Consider the following 18,687-nt stretch of genomic DNA (forward strand, 5'->3'; position numbering starts at 1 on the left):
AAAGGGAAGGGGCAAGAAGAAATGAAACAGGCTAAAATCTTCATGCTGCTGGCGCTTACGTTCATGCTGGCGTTGGCGGGATGCTCCGGCAGCGGTGCGGGCGGAGGAGGGGCCCAACCGGAAGGGGACGGAACCGTCAAAGAAAATCCGAAGGGGGCGGGGCAATCCGAACAAGTCACCATCACCGTGCAGTATCCGCCGCCTGACCAGGAAGTGGACCGGAAGGCAATGGATGACAAGATTGCGCGTTTCCAACAGCAGTATCCGCAAGTGGTCATTGAAAAAAGCGATTGGTTCTACAGCGACGGCGGGGCGGCGACACTGGGACTCAAGCTGGCTGCGGGGGAGGCGCCGTCTTATTACAACACGTATGCGACCGAAGCGAAGATTTTAACCGATAAAGGTTACGCCGCAGACATTACCTCTTTGTTGAACGGTTACGAGTACAAGGATCAGATTAACCAATCGCTGCTCGATATCTTCCATGTGGACGGGAAATATTACGCGATCCCGCAGGGCGGCTACGTGATGAGCGTCGGCCTCAATGCCAAGCTGTTCCGCGACAACGGGGCCGAGCTTCCGCCTTACGATTGGACATGGGAGGAAATGATCGAAGCGGCGAAATCCATCAATGCCCCGGACAAAGGGATCGCGGGTTTCGCCGTAGCCGGACAAAGCAATGCGGCCGGGTGGAATTTGACGAACTTCATGTATCAGGCTGGCGACTTCGTCGAGGAAGTCAAAGACGGCAAGGTGACGGCAACGTTCAATTCCGAAGCGGGGCTGAAGGTGCTTGAACTGTACCGCGACTTGAGATGGAAGTATAATGTGCTGCCGGGGGACTGGAACTTGGCCAATCCGGATTTATCGAACTTGTATAAGCAAGGCCGCCTAGGTATTATTTTTCACTCCGGATCGCTGAACACGGGGATAAACGACAGCGGTTTCGCGCCGGAGGACGCCAAAATTTATCCGCTTCCCAGCATGGAGAAAGGTTCGCCGAACTATGCCATTACCGGTGGAAATTTCTTTGTGATCAACCCGCAGCAATCACCGGAGCAGCAGAAGATGGCGTTCAAGTTCATCACTTACGATTACTTCCAGGACAGCGGGATCGAAACGGAGGAACTGAAAATTCAGGAACGCCAGAAAAACAAGCAGATGCATATACCGGAGCTGATGCCTTATTACAATCTGGATTCGGAATATGCGAAGCGGATGAATCAAATGTACGCCAAATATCCCGGCGTCGTTTACGAGTACGATCCCGAATTCATGAAGATCTACAGTTCGAACGCGATGCCGGAGCCTCCTTTCCACGCCCAGGAGTATTATGCGATCATGACCAATATCATTCAGGAGATTTTCAGCAATAAAAATGCCGATTTGCGGCAGCTGCTAAAAGACGGCGCGGAGAAAATGCAAGCCGCCTATCTAGACAAGATTGAACTGTAGCACCCCCTGTAGGCAAGGCGTGGATTCGGCCATGGAGTCGTTAAAGCCTATATGAGGCCTATCCGAACCCGAAAAACTCCATGTTTGACCGGTCGGATAGGTTTCACAATACGACGGAAGCGGGATGGTGGAGCATGAAAACGCAACTGGCCGCGCAAAAACCGACAAGCGGAACCCGGTTTCTCAAGCATTCGCGGCTTTATTTTTGGGGACTGTTATTTCTGATTCCGGAAATTGTGATATTTTGTGTTTTTTTATGGAAGCCGATCATCATGGGGATTTACTACAGTCTGCATGACATCAATTTTATCCGCGGCAATACGTTTGTCGGGCTGCAAAATTACCGGGACATCATCCAAGACGAGGCGTTTTTTACGGCGATCGGCAATACGCTTTGGTTCGTATTCCTGGGCTTGGTTATGGGCTACTGGGTTCCGGCGGTAGCGGCAACCGCCATATCGGAACTGCGGAAGTTCAAGGCGACCGCGCGGCTCGTCGTTTACCTGCCGAACATCGTTCCGGCCGTCGCCTTGTACGGGATGTGGCGTTGGCTATACGAGCCGATCGGTCCGCTCAACGACTTTTTGACGATTTTCCAGTTGCCTCCGGTAGAGTGGCTGACAGATAAATCGGTCGCGATGTTCTCCATCGTACTGATGAACACCTGGCATTATTTCGGCTCTACGGCGTTGATCTATCTGGCCGCGGTCATGAACATTCCGAAGGATTTATACGAGGCGGCCGAAATGGACGGAGCGGGGATTTGGCAGAGAATCAAATACATCACGCTGCCGTCGATCCGCCATATTTTCCTGTTAATGTTGATTATGCAGTTGATAGCCAACAGTCAAGCCTACGAACCGCAGTTGGCGATGACGGGTGGAGGACCGAATGAAGCGACCACCACATATATGCTGATGGTTGTTGACGGCGCCTTCAAACAATTCGCCTTCGGCAAGGCATCGGCGATGGGCGTGCTGCTGTTCGTTTCGCTAACCCTTTTGTCCATCTTGTTGTATGCGTTGCAAAGAAAAGGAGGAGACGAATAATGAAGGGCGATTCGCATCAGGAGCGGGGGATCATCTCCTTCCACGACTTTCGGCGGAGAAGAGTCAAAATCGGTTACGGCGTGATGGTCGTCATGCTGCTGGCGGTGGCGTGGACGATGATTTATCCGTTCCTCGTCACGATTTTTAACGCGTTCAAAACGAAAACCGATATCTACACCTTTCCGCCGTCTTTGCTGCCGAAGGATTGGGTGTGGACGAATTTTGGCGATGTACTGAAGTATGTGGACCTGGGCCGCCATATGACTAATACGTTTTTGATTTTTGCGGGCAATATGCTGTTCGCTGTCCTGTTCATCGGTTTGGCCGCATTCAGCCTGTCGCATTTAAAGATTCCGTTTCGCAAGGGCTTTACGTTATTTTTCATGTGTACGCTGATGATTCCCTCGGCGACGTACATGATTCCGAATTATTTGAACCTCCAAAGCCTCGGCCTGCTCAACTCCTACTGGGCGTTCTGGCTACCGGCGGCGGCCAACGCGTTCTGGATCCTGCTGCTTAAGAGCTTCTTCGACGGCATCCATAAAGAATTATTCGAAGCGGCCCGCATGGACGGGGCGTCGGAGATCCGCTGCTTTCTGCAGATCGCCTTCCCGTTGTCGCTGCCGATCATCGCCACGATCCTCATCTTCGGCTTCACGCAAACTTGGAACGAGTGGTATTGGGCGGGGGTGGTCATCACCAGTCCGGAAAAATACCCGATCGCTTCCGTCATTTACAAATATGTGCTGTCGGGTGAAACCAACAATATTCAGGAAAACGTGAAATTTGCCATTTTGACGATCGTCATGATACCCCCGCTCATGATTTTTGCGTTCTTGCAAAAATACATTATCCGAGGCGTGAACTTATCTTCTGTTAAAGGCTGACCCATTCCAGCGTAAAGGAGTACGGGAAATGACGGATAGAGCTCTAAAGCGTACGATCGCCATGCTCATGGTCGTGGTGTTATGGTGCGGCTCGTTGCCGCTGTCGGTTTCCGCCGAGGTAGAGGCTATTCGGATGATCCATGAACCGCTGTTCGTTAACGGAGAGTCGGCCATCTCCGCCACCGATCCCGCCAACCATTATCCAACCGGCGGTATCGGATTCCGTTCTCAAGGCGTGAACATGATGGCTGCCGATGTTGCAGTCAGCCACCCGGTCAATGTAAGCGGAGTTGAGCAATTAGCGTTTGAGCCGTACAGCAATGATTTTGAAAACGTGCCGGTCGGTGCGGTGCCGGAAGGCTGGAACGTAAGGGGCGACGCGAAGGTAGCGGAGCTTGCTACCGGCGAGAAGGTGCTCCGGCTTAACGGCAAGGTGGGCCAAATTTTCCCCACGGCCACGCTATCGGCACCCATGTATCGGAATATAGACAACTTTATCCTTAAATTTCGCGCCAAATACGAACGGACCAGTAATCAGGATTACAATGTATGGCGATTGCGCTACCGGATGGAGGATGAAAACAACAACTACGCGGTGGAGTGGGGAACACACAATTGGCGGTACTTCATTATGCGAAAAACCGAACTGGGCGGGAATTATCATCTTGGCACGTATAACGAGTCTCTGGATAACCGCTGGGTGGACTATGAACTTCGCGTATCGGGTATTACGCACGAACTCTATATCAACGGAACAAAAGTCATTTCCGTGGATGATTTCGATCAACTCCGGATGGAGAAAGGAAGGATTCAATTCGGTACCGTCTACGGCATCAACCTAATGATCGATTCATTGGAGCTCCTGCCGTTGGAGCCGTCCCATGTTTATAACGTAGAGCCGGCGGGGAATTTTACGGGTATCTACGGACCCGGCGAACAAGCGGGCATTCACGTATATTTGGCGGGAGGATCTGAAGCGCATACGTATAAGGTGGAGTACACGGTGCACCGGGCGGACGGCGATAAAGCGCTGATCACTTCCGGGGAAAAAGAATTCTCGCTGGAAGCTTACGGTTTGGTGGATGAAGCGGTACACTTCGACTTGCCGTCCCATTTGATCGGTACCTATGATGTCCGGGTTAGTCTATCGATCGACGGGACGTTGATGGATCAAATGACGAAGCGGATGAGGATGGCTATCGTACGCGAGCTCCCGGAACAAGGTAAGCCCGATCTCGATATGGAATCGAAGTTCGGGTTTAATACGCATTATGATTTGAATTGGCGTGACGACATCATGGACGCGGTGCACAAGACGGGCGCAAAGCACCACCGGAGCGTGCTGAACTTGTCGGAAATTTTTACCGGACGTTATGATTCCGCTGGCGATCCGATTTTTGACTACAGCAAGGCGGACGCTTATATCTCCAAAATCAACAGCTTCGGGTTAAACCATATCCCCGTCCTCGGATTCATTCAAGACACGAAGCAGGCGGCTTCTTACGAAGGATTAAGGCTGCTTGAAAATTTCGTTTCCGAAAGCGTCGACAGATATAAAGGGAAGATCCGAAACTACGAGACACCTAATGAACCGGAGTTATTCACAAAACCCTATATTCCTTATGAAGTGGTTCAACAGTGGAAACGGGCCTATATCGCGGCAAAAGCCGCCGATTTGGATTCCGTGTTCATTGCCGGCGGACACACGTCCAGCGTCAGAAGCGTCCTTCCCGCGGAACTGGACTTGGGTGCCTACAATTATGCCGATGCCTTTTCGTGGCATCCCTACGTGTACAATGCGATGCCGGACGGTGCGATCGAGGCGTTTGTCGATGACATCGGGGAAATGATGGAAGAATACGGAGGTTGGAAGGATTATTACCTGACCGAGGGCGGATGGCCGACGGCGAAAGGCGGTTATCCGAACGTATCGGAGGAGGTTCAGCGGGATTATATCGTCCGGGCCTTTCTGATCTACCTGACCCGGCCCGAGGTGCGCGCCTGGGAATATTACAACTTTAAAAACGACGGTACGGATGAAAATTATTACGAAGTGTTTTGGGGCATTACGGACGTGAACGGACGTCCGAAGCTGGCCTATCCTGCCGTAGGCAACATGATGGCCACGCTGGACCAAGCCGAATACGTCGGCCGTATCGATACGGGAGACCAACGGGAACGGGTGTATGTGTTTTTGAAAGACGGCGAGCCATTGGTCGTCGCATGGCGTTCCGTTGACCATAAGGACGATTCCGGCGAAAACCCGGCAACCTCGGAAATCCGAATAAATTCCGACAGGGACACCGTCACGGTGCGGGACATCAACGGGGTTGAGCGGATCGAGACTGTCAACGGAGGCAGCCTGGATATCCCGGTTTCCGGTTCCCCGGTTTATGTGATGAATCCGGGAGAGAAGATGCTTCTTCAGGCCGCAAGGCAGGCGGTTGAAGATCATCATCGGGCGGCTTCGACGGATATCGCGAAACTGGAAACGCCGGATAATGCACCGGTCGTTGACGACCTGATGCGGCGGTTGGATACGATCAAATCCGGTTTGCTGGAGGCGGTTGCCTCAGGGGATGCCATCGCGAGAGCCGATTTGACGGAACAAGGAATCCGCCATATCTATGAGCTGATGAGCAGCATGGCCGACGAAATTCAAGCGGGCCGGCTGGAGCGGATCAAGACGTTTGTCGCCTTGGAATCTCTCTATTATTACGCCGAATCGGTAGCCAAGGCCTTGATTTACATGAAGGCATCGGTGGGGGTGGAAGACGGAACGCCCGCTTATGAGGAAAACTTGCAGAGCGCAAACCAAATCTACACCTCAGTTAAAGGGGAGGACCAGCTGCTGCCGGTTTCCACGGTCGCTCTAATGCGCGCGAACCGCTATGGGCGATTGGCTGAGGAACACGCTTCGCGCGGGAATACGCCCCAAAGTTATGTATACGGTTTGCTTGCGCGCGAATTTTCCGGTACGGTTCGGCAAATTCTTGAAGCCGATAAACCCGTCTACGTTGGCGTATGGTTGAATGTAACGCCTATTCGAAGATCGGGCGAACCGGGCGGTCCAAGCGCGATAACGGGGACGGTAGCGAACGATACGGCGCAGGAGCAGCAAGTGACCGTCCGTTTCCAAGTGCCGGAAGGCTGGGAGGCCATACCTGATTTGTCAGCGGACATGGGTCCTCAGGAAGTTTTCCGATTCGATGTTCCCCTTAAGGTGCCGTTTGGCGCGGTTGCCGGTGAGTACCAGCCGAAGGTTATTGTTGAAAGAAACGGCGAACCGATCGACTCGGCCGAACTCGACTTCCGCGTTGAGGATACGATACAAGCCGAAATTTTGCCCGTGACCGAAGATGTTCGCGAGTTGGGGAACATTACCGTTCAAATCACAGGCTCCTCGGAAGCCCCGAAGAGCGGTAAAGTTACGGTACTTGGCCCGGATGGGGAAGAACTTCAGCCGCTGGCCGGCGATACGTTTACCAATCTGGCCAAAGACCGGTCGATCACGATGCAATTTCAGTGGAATTACCGGACGAAGTCGGATTACCACGAGTACATGAGTGAATTGATCATTACCGAAACGGACAGCCGGCGCGTGCTCTTGCGCGAGCAAGTGCCGCTTGACTTCCTGCTTGTGAGGTTTAGCCCTCAGCCCCCCGTCATCGACGGAATTCTGGACGATTGGAAGGCCGCCTATCCGGTGCACCTGCGCGGGGCGAAGCGGAATCAGACCGGTCGATACGATCCGGCGAACCTGGATGCGAAAGCCTACGCCATGTGGGATAACGACAATCTGTACCTTGCGGTGGAGGTGAAGGACGATATTCATAAAAATTCGGAAGATGCGCCTAATCTATGGAAAAACGATTCCCTGCAATTCTCCGTTGACCCATTAAGGGACAGTACGGCTTCTTATAACAACGACGACATGGAGTGGGGATTTGCGCATCATGACGATGGACGTCACCTGGCGAATATCTTCTTCTCCCGCGCGCCGAATCCGAACGGCAATGTCAGCGAAGGGTTTCCGTACCGCATAACCCGTGATGAAAAGGAGAAGACGACCTATTATGAAATCGCGCTCCCGGCCAGTATGATCCATCATCTCGAACTTACGGAAGGCAACGCTATCGGCTACAACCTCGCGGTAAACGACGCCGACTATCAGATGGGACGGGATAATTTCATCCAATGGACGAAGGGATTGGCGGACGGGAAAAATCCCGGAGCTTATGACGCGTTCACGCTGGTGAAAGCGGAGGACGGCAATGGGCCACCGGCGGAAGGCGCAAAAATCAAGCTGGTTGCGGACAAAAGCATTGTGGAAGTCGGCGAGGAGGCGGCATTGACCGTTTCGGTTGAGGAGGCCAGCGACCTCTATGGCATTTCGCTGGAAATCGATTATGATTCAACCTTGTTCGAGTTCAAGTCGATGGAATTGTTGGAGCCTTTCCGGGAAGGCGGCGATAACGGCGATGGCTTCCTGATGCATTCCGATCTCGGAGGCAAGCTGCGCATTGCCGCCAGCCGGCTGGGCGGGGTGAGGGGAATCGATGGCGATGGAGACTTGCTGCGGATTGTGTTTACGGCGCGGCAGCAGGATGGCCGCACGACCCTGGCCACGGATCAGGTTGCAATCTCCGACAGCATGGCGGTAATTTCGACCGGTTCCGACGGCACTTATCCGCTCGCGGTGGCGGATTCCTATGCCATTACGGGGTCGGAACCTCGTTCCAATGCGCTTGTTGCGATCGCCAAAGCGTTCAGCGCCAGGAATGGAGAAGCCAACTACGCTCCAAATCTGGATATGAACAAGGATGGAGGCATCGATATTATCGATCTTTCCTATGTCGCTATCCGGATTTTGCAAGCGAAGAAGTTTGCCGCCCTTCCGGCGGAAGCAGCCTTTTAAAAAGGATCATGAGGAGGAAATGTATGAAAATACCCCAATACTGGTCTGTTCTGCTCGTCATATCGCTATTGTTTACGCTTTATCCCCCTTTGTCCGGTCATGCGGCGGCCTCTTCCGAAAACGCCGCCGCCCTACCTGCCGATTTGATAACACAGAAAGAGGAACGTATTTTTCTAAAGGAGGAAGTCCCGATGGAGAGGGTATCGAAAGAAAATACTCCGGGAAATAACGTGCCGGAAGAGGATAACGTTATTGCACCCGGAGAATTGGAGCTATCCTCTGCGGCCGCGGTGGCACTGGGCAAGGAATTGGCCCGCGGCAAACCGATCACCGCGTCTTCCGAGGTTTCCTCCAGCGGCCGGGTCGCCGTCAACGCGAACGATGGCGATCTATCCACGCAGTGGGAGTCGGCGGTCAAACCGGCGTCGATTACGATCGACCTGGAATCGGTCTATCCGGTCGCAGGCATAGCCATGAGCCTGGGAACGAATTGGACGGCGCGAACGCAATCCATTGCCGTGGAGGGGAGCCGGGACGGCGAGACATACATGACGCTTGTTCCCGAAGCGAAATATTCGTTCCAAAGAGACCCGAAGCACCGCGTCGAATTGGGATTCGCACCCGCGGATTTGCGTTATGTCCGGTTCACCGGAACATCCAACTCCAATCCGAACGGCATTCAATTTGCCGAGCTGGAAGTGTATCAGGATCCGAATCACGTTCCGCCGGAGTTGCCCGACCTTTCGGTATCCTCGGTTCACCTGGCTCCATCCGTGCCCGAACCGGGAGATGAAGTCGCATTCAGCGCGGAGATCCGGAATGAAGGAACGGGGGTTGTGACGGATTCGGACATCCTGGTGACGTTCACTTTAAATCCGGCCGTCAACGATACGGCGGTAACCGATGCGGTGTATGCCGGGAGTCTGGGACCGGGCGATACGGTAACCGTGACGGGAACGACAACCTGGACGGCTTCCTTGGGCACTTACGCCTTACAAGCCGAGGTGAGCGCGGAGGTTCAGGAAACGGACAACCGGAACAATGCGAAAGTGGACTATTTTGCCGTGCGGCAGCCGGCTGCGGAGCGGACCGAGTTTGAAGAACGGGCAGAGTATATTCTGCAAACTCTCGCCACGAGCGAACCTACGCAGACGGACCGGACGCTGTGGGTGAAGGAAGCCGTTTTCCACGCCCAGGCGAGGTTTGCGCTCGGCGTTGATGTCGAACAGGGCTTGGAATATATATCCAGTATTAACAATAACCCCGCCGGTGCGTCCATGTTTTTTTACACGGCCAACATCGACAGTTATTTGAAATACGGCCATCTGTATCCGGAATCGCTCAGAGAGAAGGTAAAAGCCAATATGCTTGCCGCAGACTACTCCAATAATGGCAGTACGGAGAATCACTTTCTCAAATTCCGGACGGCCGGCTATCTGGTAGCCCAGACCTGGCCGGATTGGAGCCAGGCGCAAGCGACGAAGGCGTTCGCCGAACGCGACATCGGCGAAATGCTGGAGCGGTTCGTCAAGTACGGCATGAAGGAATACGACTCCACGACGTACTGGGCGCTTTACGTCGAATGTTTGTTAATGCTGCATGATCTGGCCGACGATCCGCAAATGAAGCAAAAGGCCAAAATGGCGCTGGACTGGATGATCGCCAATACGGCCGCGGAATGGGTTGACGGATATTGGGTATCTTCCACGGTTCGCGATTATATGGGGATGAGCCCCAAACTCGGCGCCGCCGGAACGACTATGGCCTGGTTGTATCTTGGCGGAGAAGAGCGGCCGCGTCTTCTTAATAATGAACTCAATTATCCGGAAGGGATGTATTCCGTAATTGCGGCTGTCTCATCTTACCGTGTGCCGGAATGGATTCGAGCGGCGGCGCTTGAACGGAGCGAGCCTTATACGAATCTTGAAAGTCATGATCAGTATCCATCGAGCAAACTGAACTGGCCGCACGGGTACCGAAAGACCACCTACATCGATGAACATTACGGCGTGGCAAGCCAATTTGACGGTTACGGCACCTTAGGATGGTCGGATCAGTTGCGACGGTGGTTCGTCAGATGGAAATCGGAGGACGCTTTCAGCACTTTTTATGTATCTCATCCGAAAAACGGCGCCTTGCAGTCGGGAGCCACGCCATACGAGCAGGTGCTTCAACATGGGGGAACGCTGCTGACCGTGACCCATATTCCGGCGAGCGATCCGAAGCCGTATATCGCCGGGCCGCTGCCGTCCGGCGTCATCGAGACGGTGGAAGATTCAAGCGGCTGGATCTTTGCGCATGAAGGCAACGTGCTGCTGGCGGTCAAAATCATCAAGCCTTACAGCTGGGCCGAAGAGTCGGTCGGGCCGCTGGTCATCCCCGTCCTTCGCAGCGAAGGCCTGAAGAATGCGGTGATCGTGGAGACGGCCAAACCGGGGGACTACGCCGAAGCCGGGGATGACAGCATGACGGCGGACGAACGGCGGACTAGCGAACTCGCCCGCTTCAGGGAAGCCATCAAAGCCGGCACGAAGGTGGATGCCGCCGGGTTGGAGAATGCGAATCCCGCTGTCGTCTATCATTCGCTTGCCGGGGATACGTTAAGCCTGACCTTCAACGGGGAACGAAGCGTTAACGGGGAACCCGTCGATTATTCATCGTGGCCGCTCATCGACAATCCGTTTATGCGTCAGGAGGTGGGAAGCCCAATCTTTACGCTGATGCATGACGGGGAGACCAGCGAATATGATTTTGACAATTGGACCATCCATACACCGGAAGCGGAACCTGACATGTCCGTGACCGGCGTTGGAACCGTACCGGATACTCCTCAAGCCGGCCAAGAGGTCACCTTCAAGGCAAAGGTTCGAAACGCCGGTTTGTCCGATACGCCGGGAGGTTTTGAGGTGGTGTTCAGCTTGAACGGCAATCCCGTTTCCACGATCGTCCATGCGGATAAGCTCGCCGCAGGCGAGACAGTTACGGTGTCCAGTGAACCTTGGAAATTTGAAGCTGAAGGAACCTACTCGCTATCCGTCTCGGTCCGAGCCGTGGATTGGCGGGAACCGGATCAGAGCAACAATCGATACGATCGTTCGATCGAGGTGGCCGGAGCGCTGCGCCAGCTGTTCGCGGACGATTTCGAAGGCGACATCGTCACGAAGTGGGACAGCGGCGGAAGCGTTGGCAGCTGGTCTCATGCGAACGATCCTGCGGTCGGTTCGATGGTGATGAAGGGAACGAGTACGGCGACTAACGGAAATCCGGTCCGTAAAGTGGCAAAATCCGCGGCGTGGACCGATTACGAACGTACGAACCGGGATTATGATTTTTCTTTTAAAGCCAGGTACTCAGTCGGTACAACCGGTGGCGGTTCCGGCGAGCAAATGCGGGCCCTCGTCCGGTTCGCCAACGTGCAGGCTTATTCATTTTTTGAATTTAGCGCCCGCACCAACGAGGTTTCCTTCTGGAAATATACTTCCGAACAAGGCTTTATCAATTTGTCCGGGCCGGTTTCGATTGCTGCCAAGCTTCCCGATTTCGATTTCAACCAATACAACGATTATAAAATTCGCGGGGAAGGCGATGTCATTTCCTTGTCGATCAATGGCCGACTGATTATGGAAACGAAGCAGATTTCGGACATCACGGGCGGTTCGGTTGGCTTTATGAACCGGAATTCGGAACTGTGGATCGACCAAGTGCGCGTTCAAACGATTGAAGACGAGGTTCCGGGTCCCGGCGACTCCACTTCGTTTGACTTTGAATTCATAGGCGCGGCACCCGGACAGAACGGAGAGGTCGTGGTGGATCTGAAGGCTTCGCAGGCATCGGACTTGTATGGATTTGTATTTGATCTGGACTATGATCGGGAGAAACTGAAGCTGACCCGCGCCCAGGCCAATGACGAGTTCGGAGAACATGCCTACGTGACATTCCAAGAAAGAGTGGACAGGGTGAGAATCGTCGGGACCCGAACCGCCCTGGACGGAGAATCGGGGGTAGATGGCGATGCTCGATTGCTGAGGCTCGTTTTCAATCGGCTGAAACCGTTGAATGAATTTGAATTAACGCTGATGGCTGGCTCCGATTATTCCGACAGCACCGGGAAGCGGACGATTCTTGAATCGCCGATTCACAAGACCCTCTTGCTCCTGGCGGCCGACGTCAACGGGGATGGGAAGGTTGGCATTGACGACTTGGTGCTGGTCGCGAAAGCTTTTGGTGCGAGAAGCGGAGACGAGGGCTACAAGGCGGCATGCGACGTCAATCGGGACGGCGTCATCGACATTGAGGATCTCAGTTACGTAGCTCTTCAAATCCTGCAGTCCGAATAAACCTAATAATGATTTCCCCTGCGGCTTCGCCGATAATGACGGAAGTTGCAGGGGATCCTGGGAGGAAGCCGTATGAGAGCAGTGAAGACCGGGCTGGCGTGTTTAGCGATGTTGTCGGCATGTTTCGCCTTGGCCGCAAATCCTGTTCAGGCCGAGGGAAGGACGAAAAGCCAAATCGAACTGTTTTTGCAAGACCAGGATGCCGTGTTGAAGCGAGGCTCCTTCGTGGACATATCCGTCAAGACCCAGGATGTTCCGGGGTTGTTCGGCATCCAATTCGAACTTGTCTACGACCCGGATCTTCTTGAGCTACCCGGCAAGAACAGCGTGGAAATCTCCGAATCTTTCCAGGCTTGGGTGATCAAGAACGATCCGGAAACCGGAATAATCCAAATCGCGGCCACTAGAAAATCGCTGCCTGAGGATGCAGAGGAAAACCTTCCGCTGGCAAAGTTCCGCTTCCGTACGTTGACCAGCGGAAACGCGGAGGTTTCTCTGCAGGAGATCAAAGCCGTCGATGCGGTCCCACGGGAAATTCAGTTGAGTTCCGCCGAGGAACCTGTCGTAGAAATTTCGATCAAAGATCCCGCTGCAAATGCAGGAAAAGGCCGGCGGGATGGGGGGAGTTAAGTTGGCGACCTCAATTGAGCCGGTATACCGTTACATGATGCACAGCCATGAGGAGGAGTGGGGAGACCACCCATGGCGGGATTGGGCCATGAATATTCACCGTTGGGATTGGAATCCCGGCGTGGCGATCCTAGCGGCGATGGAATATTTTAAGGTGACGGATCGCCGTGAAGTTCTGAACGAAATCGTCTGCTGGGTCAATCAAAATGAGCCCCCGTTTCATGGTGGAAGCATGGTGATTAATTCAGTGGCGCCGTTTGCGGTCTATCCGGATCTGTTCCGAGTTACCGCCGATGAATCTTACAAGCAAACGGCCATGAAGATCGCCGATTGGCTCATCGAAAGAGCCCCGCGGACGAAAGAAAGCGCGTTCGAGCATACGGTGACCGAGAGCGAAGCGTTCCGCGAGCAGGTGTGGGCCGACACCGTTTTTATGGCGGTCGTGTTTCTTGCAAGATCGGCCCGCTTGTTCCGGGACGAACATTATGCGCAAGAAGCCGCAAGTCAGCTTTTGGTACATTACCGGTTGCTGCAGGATGTCGAAACGAACTTGTTTTTCCACGGATATAACTGTTCTTTAAAATCCCACATGTCGGCCGCGAGATGGACCCGGGCAAACGCCTGGATGGCGCTGGGAACGCCCATGATTTACCGGGAGATCCAGGGTTTGTGCGAAGTTCCTCAAGAAATCGGAACCCGTTACCGGGAGATGATGCAAGCGATACGAGCGGTACAGCGCGACGACGGGCTGTGGCCGACCGTGCTGGACCGCCCAGATTACGTACCGGAAACCTCGGGAAGCGCCGGTATCGCCTGCGGTATAATCCACGGTATAAGCCAAGGGTTGCTGGACGATTCGTTCCGCGAATGCGCGCTGAATGCGGCGGAAGGCGTAAGTGCGCAAATCGGCGCGGACGGAAGGGTGTCGGGCGTATCGGGGGGGACCCCGGTGCTCGCTTCGGTTGATGATTACAATCGGGTTCCTGTTTTTCCTACGTTATACGGGCAAGGGCTGGTACTGATGCTGCTCACTACACTGCACGATGAGCGCACGCGTTCTTGAATTTCGCGGCTTCGTTCGATAGTTCCATTTTAGGGGCATACACCCACAGCCTCAATCCTGACGGATTGGGGTTGTTGCCGTTAACGGAACGCCACACTAGAGACGGATATTTATATATCCAGGAAGCTTATTTTTGGAATGGAACAAAACGCCTTCCTTTTGCGTTAATACTATGTGTAATTCACATGATAAATTGACATGAGACGGGAGTGGCTTTAATGAACCGAGGAATAGGATGGGTGACCGCGTCAGCGCTCTTGCTGCTGGCTTTGACGGGGTGTGCCGGACATGAAGCGGGAAAAACGGATACCCCAGGAGCAGGAAATACAGCGGCAGATCGCCTGCAGGAAAAACCGGCTTCTTCAGGAACGGAGATGAAGCAGGGCGAGAAGAGCGATCCGGCCACGAATGAGACCGTAGAAAATAGCTTGGCCTATTACGAGCCTGATTTGGAAATCAAGCAGGAAGCGCAGGAGGGCAAGGTAGTCTGGATGTCGGGCCATGTCGAGTTGGTGATTGAGAAGTCGCCGAAGGAAGTGCACGCATTGAGCGTGAAAACCAATGGGAAGACCTATTCGCTTAAACCGGAACGTGAACCAAGCTCGGTCGAAGCCATGGCTCTGTCCGTAACCGGGAAATTTTTGGCCGTGGATCTTTTTCAGAACAACGTTGGCCATGAGATCCTCATTCTCAATCTGGAGAACGGGGATCAAATAAATCTTAATCAGCTGGCCTCCGGGAAAAACGAGGGAGTTGAGACGATCCACGCCTACAACTGGTCGCCGGATGGAAGCATTTTGGCTTACGCCTACGGCGATACAAGTTCCAGCAGTATTGCAGCGTACGATTTTGAAAAAGAAACCGCACTGAATTTGGCGGAAGATGCCCCATATATTTCGACAGCTTATATTTTGTGGAGTACGGACGGTGAAGTGATCGACGCCATCAGTGAACAGCCTTCGGATCAATTCAAATTGCACCGCTATTCCGTGAAAGGCGGAACGGTTGAAGAAGTTGCGGACGTAAAGCGCGAAGAACTTCAGCGATACAATAAATACAGACCTAGCGCTCCATGAGAAGAGTCGTTTTTCTGGTTATAACGGGCTACACTTTACTGATCGGCTATTGGATGCTGTTCGGATTCGGTAGAGAGCCCCAGCCCGGTTATTTATTTAACTTAAAGCCCTTATGTACCATTCGTCAGTTTTTGCAGGTAGACCATTTTAGTCCTAAAGTGTGGATGATGAACTTGGTTGGTAATGTCGGGGTTTTTGTGCCCTACGGGGTGCTGCTTCCTCTCTTTCTGAAGGAGGGGAGACTGCTACTTAAATCGTTGTGCCTATTTTTAAGTGGCGTCTTCGTGCTGGAGTCTTTACAGTTACTCACCAAAAGGGGAAGCTGGGACATCGATGATTTTATATTAAACACGCTCGGCTTCCTTCTTGGTTATGGCTTGTACCTCATTCTCAAAAGATCCGGGAGGTGATTACCTTAGGGTTGTTCTATAGAGATGTCGGACCAAGTCGGGCACCGCTGCTGGTATTTCTGCATGGCGGGGGCGTCGGCGGCTGGATGTGGGAGAAACAGGTGGAGTTCTTCTTTCGTGACTACCGCTGTTTAGTGCCGGATTTGCCCGGGCACGGCGAAAGCGAAAGCCGGACGTTCAGCATGTCCCAAAGCGCCGAGGAAATCCTATCCTTGATAAAATCAAATCAAAACGGGGCCCCCATCACATTGGTTGGATTTTCACTCGGCACCCAAGTTATCGTCAAAATGCTAAGTCTCGATCCCTGGTTAGCCGACTACGCGGTCATCAATAGCGCGTTAACCGTCCCTTGACTTGGATACAGCCGTGGATTGGAACCTCCGTGAGAATGACGCACGGTTTGCTGCGGTACCGGGCATTTGCCAAACTCCAGGCCAAGCAGCTATACATAGACAAAGACATGTTTGAACAGTACTACGAGGATTCTCTAAAGATCGGACCGGAATTGCTTACGGAAATACTCAAAGAGAATATGTCTTTCGCCATTCCGGACAGCTTTAAGCAGACGCGTGCCAAAGTGTTGATTACCGTAGGACAAGGGGAGAAGAAAATCATGATGCGTTCGGCGAAAGACCTCCTGATAAACCTTCAAGGAAGTCAGGGAGTTATCGGTATGGGCTTCGGACACGGCTTTCCATTAGCGAGACCGATGTTCTTCAATGAAACGGTGGAATCCTGGATTCAGGAGAAGAGGTTGCCGAACGGTCTTTTTACCGTTGGTATAGGAGGATGACATGGAGTTAAAGCAGTTGTTGCAAGACATTAAAGAACATGACAATAAGATCCCCGAAGGAACGGACACGGAGCGGTTGGTGGAGGAGATGCTGCGTGAAATCGGCTCCATCGATTTCGAGCTACGGGATGATCTTATCTATTTTACTTTTTATCATTGGATCCAGAGAAACGTGTTAAGTCCGGAAACGATGAAAAATATGCTCTATACAAGTCTTGACGAGGACCACCTGTTCCTTGGACTGGGGAGTTCGGATGAGGACACGGTGTTTACCCGCTCCTTTTCGGTGTTGATATCTCCGCTTATCCTGGAATGCCATCTTTCCAGGCCCTTTTTATCCGAGGAAGATATTCGCCATGTTTTTGAGCGGCTCTGCCGCTATTTTAGAGAGGAGAACGATTTGAGAGGGTACGTGGAGGCTAAGGGGTGGGCACATGCGGTGGCTCATACCTCCGATGCTTTCGAAACCCTCGTAAAATGTCGAGGCATAACGAGAAACGATCAGCTTGCGATCATGGAACTAATCCTCGAAAAAATCCAGGTAAATACGCATTACTTTGTCGATGGTGAAGATGAAAGGATGGCGGAAGTCGTAAATACGATCATCAAGAAAGGTCTTTTGGGCGATGATCCGATAGTAGCCTGGGTGCATAAAGTAACGAAGTTTAACACCATCGGAAAATATCCCGAAGACAGCATTATTCGCGGGAACGTGCGAAATCTTTTGAGAAGCGTCTATTTTAAATGTGCGGAGCAGAACAAGGACTCCAAAATCGCAAAGGCGATTGTTCATGCCTTGGGTCAAATTTAAAAAGGGGAGGGCCTTTCATGAAGTTTCATATGAAATCGGGCGATACGAGTTTTATCGGCATGGCCAATCCGGATACGTATCGGTCGTTTGTGGACGAAGATTGGGAACTTGAAGGACTGTTACGACATTTCGGAGACGAGATGAAGGACGGGCATCTGCTGGTTTGCCAGATGACCGAGGAAGGCATTGAGCATTCCTGGAAGGTTGACGTCCGGGTGGACGGGGAATCACCGGCTGGACCATACCTCCGGCGGGCCGAAGGCTTCCTTGAAGTAACGGAAGGGTCATTGTACTTGGTGGACTACGATTGCTTGACGATGGCCGCCCAATTTGAGGACGAAGAAATCCCGGACCGGAACTGTTCCCAATACCGGATCGAACTGGAAAACGGCCGATATCGCGTGGAGATCGTTCAGTTCTATGACGTGGATCAAGACAAACGCATCGGAACGGAAGAGTGCGACCTGATTATTCATTTGACGCCATCCGATTCAGCCGTGCCGGCGGAACGGGTGTTTTGGTGCACTTATTGTTCTTGAGCCGAGCGCCGGGGATATCACGAAATAGCGGCTACTGTGTCCGTTAGACTCGAAATCGGCCCAAAAGTGCGAAATAGCCGCTACTGCGTCCGTTAGAATTCCGGCGGCGGGGTGTGCGGCCTCAAGAGCATCCCGAGCGGCCCCAAACGTCCCCGGCGCTCCCTATGCAACGGATGCTAACGGAACTAATAGCGGCTATTTTGCGATAAACGGCGATTCTGAGAATCTAACGGAACTAATAGCCGCTATTTGCGTCCTCCGCCCCCGAAAAGGCGGGGATATCACGAAATAGCGGCTACTGTGTCCGTTAGACTTCGAAATCGGCCCAAAAGTGCGAAATAGCTGCTATTGCGTCCGTTAGAAATCCGGCGGCGGGGAGCGCGGCCTCAAGAGCACCCCGAGCGGCCCCAAACGTCCCCAAACGAACCCGGCGCTTCCTATGCATCGGATGCTAACGGAACTAATAGCCGCTATTTGCGTCCTCCGCCCCCGAAAAGGCGGGGGGTTCACGAAATAGCGGCTACTGTGTCCGTTAGATTTCGAAATCGGCCCAAAAGTGCGAAATAGCTGCTATTGCGTCCGTTAGAAATCCGTCGGCGGGGCGTGCGGCCTCAAACGGTCCGCAACAGCCCCAGAGTAGCCCGGGACGGGAGCGGTCCCTAGTGGACCGGGTAAATTCCCTATACACAGCAGGTCAAAAAGCCTCGACAAAGATCACT

General features: G+C 53.1%; 13 protein-coding genes. All 13 read left to right on the forward strand.

Annotated elements, in window-relative coordinates:
• Positions 1-21 precede the first annotated feature (21 nt).
• The 13 genes from LBW89_RS21195 to LBW89_RS21255 all read left to right on the forward strand — a co-directional run bounded on the left by LBW89_RS21195 (position 22) and on the right by LBW89_RS21255 (position 17,968).
• The gene (locus LBW89_RS21195; RefSeq protein ID WP_225040248.1) at positions 22-1,455 is read left to right on the forward strand and encodes an ABC transporter substrate-binding protein; all 1,434 of its coding nucleotides are present in this window, start codon (positions 22-24) and stop codon (positions 1,453-1,455) included.
• Positions 1,456-1,589: 134 nt separating this feature from the next.
• Positions 1,590-2,504 carry a carbohydrate ABC transporter permease gene (locus LBW89_RS21200; RefSeq protein WP_225040250.1) on the forward strand — a complete coding sequence of 305 codons (915 nt, stop codon included), beginning with the start codon at positions 1,590-1,592 and terminating at the stop codon, positions 2,502-2,504.
• Positions 2,504-3,391, forward strand: a complete 888-nt coding sequence (locus LBW89_RS21205) for a carbohydrate ABC transporter permease (RefSeq protein ID WP_225040252.1) — start codon at positions 2,504-2,506, stop codon at positions 3,389-3,391. The genes LBW89_RS21200 and LBW89_RS21205 overlap by 1 nt, the downstream gene beginning before the upstream one ends.
• 28 nt (positions 3,392-3,419) lie before the next feature.
• Positions 3,420-8,309 (forward strand): sugar-binding protein, encoded by a 4,890-nt coding sequence (locus tag LBW89_RS21210; RefSeq protein WP_225040254.1) that lies wholly within the window; start codon positions 3,420-3,422, stop codon positions 8,307-8,309.
• Positions 8,310-8,332: 23 nt separating this feature from the next.
• Positions 8,333-12,646, forward strand: coding sequence for a CARDB domain-containing protein (locus LBW89_RS21215; protein ID WP_225040256.1), 4,314 nt, complete (start codon positions 8,333-8,335; stop codon positions 12,644-12,646).
• Positions 12,647-12,718: 72 nt separating this feature from the next.
• The gene (locus LBW89_RS21220) at positions 12,719-13,276 is read left to right on the forward strand and encodes a cohesin domain-containing protein (protein WP_148457549.1); all 558 of its coding nucleotides are present in this window, start codon (positions 12,719-12,721) and stop codon (positions 13,274-13,276) included.
• Position 13,277: 1 nt separating this feature from the next.
• Positions 13,278-14,339: a glycoside hydrolase family 105 protein gene (locus LBW89_RS21225; RefSeq protein WP_170287192.1), complete on the forward strand. Its 1,062-nt coding sequence runs from the start codon at positions 13,278-13,280 to the stop codon at positions 14,337-14,339.
• 218 nt (positions 14,340-14,557) lie between these two features.
• Positions 14,558-15,415: a hypothetical protein gene (locus tag LBW89_RS21230; RefSeq protein ID WP_148457552.1), complete on the forward strand. Its 858-nt coding sequence runs from the start codon at positions 14,558-14,560 to the stop codon at positions 15,413-15,415.
• Entirely contained in the window at positions 15,412-15,825 is a 414-nt protein-coding gene (locus tag LBW89_RS21235) for a VanZ family protein (RefSeq protein WP_148457553.1), read from the forward strand. Before LBW89_RS21230 ends, LBW89_RS21235 begins: the two co-directional genes overlap by 4 nt.
• Before the next feature lie 11 nt (positions 15,826-15,836).
• Positions 15,837-16,178, forward strand: coding sequence for an alpha/beta fold hydrolase (locus tag LBW89_RS21240; RefSeq protein WP_148457554.1), 342 nt, complete (start codon positions 15,837-15,839; stop codon positions 16,176-16,178).
• Positions 16,179-16,207: 29 nt separating this feature from the next.
• Positions 16,208-16,618 carry an alpha/beta fold hydrolase gene (locus LBW89_RS21245; protein WP_148457555.1) on the forward strand — a complete coding sequence of 137 codons (411 nt, stop codon included), beginning with the start codon at positions 16,208-16,210 and terminating at the stop codon, positions 16,616-16,618.
• Position 16,619: 1 nt separating this feature from the next.
• Entirely contained in the window at positions 16,620-17,429 is an 810-nt protein-coding gene (locus LBW89_RS21250; RefSeq protein ID WP_148457556.1) for a DUF2785 domain-containing protein, read from the forward strand.
• Between the two features lie 29 nt (positions 17,430-17,458).
• Complete coding sequence (locus tag LBW89_RS21255; RefSeq protein WP_211373379.1) at positions 17,459-17,968, forward strand: hypothetical protein; 510 nt, start codon at positions 17,459-17,461, stop codon at positions 17,966-17,968.
• Positions 17,969-18,687: the final 719 nt, after the last annotated feature.

The sequence above is a fragment of the Paenibacillus sp. alder61 genome (assembly GCF_020179875.1).
In the GTDB taxonomy this organism is placed as follows: Bacteria; Bacillota; Bacilli; order Paenibacillales; family Paenibacillaceae; genus Fontibacillus; species Fontibacillus faecis.

Bases quoted from the DNA above. Each gene is read 5' to 3' on its own strand.
- LBW89_RS21200 (WP_225040250.1), top strand. From the start codon at position 1,590: ATGAAAACGCAACTGGCCGCGCAAAAACCGACAAGCGGAACCCGGTTT.
- LBW89_RS21235 (WP_148457553.1), top strand. From the start codon at position 15,412: ATGAGAAGAGTCGTTTTTCTGGTTATAACGGGCTACACTTTACTGATC.
- LBW89_RS21255 (WP_211373379.1), top strand. From the start codon at position 17,459: ATGAAATCGGGCGATACGAGTTTTATCGGCATGGCCAATCCGGATACG.
- LBW89_RS21205 (WP_225040252.1), top strand. From the start codon at position 2,504: ATGAAGGGCGATTCGCATCAGGAGCGGGGGATCATCTCCTTCCACGAC.
- LBW89_RS21210 (WP_225040254.1), top strand. From the start codon at position 3,420: ATGACGGATAGAGCTCTAAAGCGTACGATCGCCATGCTCATGGTCGTG.
- LBW89_RS21195 (WP_225040248.1), top strand. From the start codon at position 22: ATGAAACAGGCTAAAATCTTCATGCTGCTGGCGCTTACGTTCATGCTG.
- LBW89_RS21250 (WP_148457556.1), top strand. From the start codon at position 16,620: ATGGAGTTAAAGCAGTTGTTGCAAGACATTAAAGAACATGACAATAAG.
- LBW89_RS21230 (WP_148457552.1), top strand. From the start codon at position 14,558: ATGAACCGAGGAATAGGATGGGTGACCGCGTCAGCGCTCTTGCTGCTG.
- LBW89_RS21215 (WP_225040256.1), top strand. From the start codon at position 8,333: ATGAAAATACCCCAATACTGGTCTGTTCTGCTCGTCATATCGCTATTG.
- LBW89_RS21220 (WP_148457549.1), top strand. From the start codon at position 12,719: ATGAGAGCAGTGAAGACCGGGCTGGCGTGTTTAGCGATGTTGTCGGCA.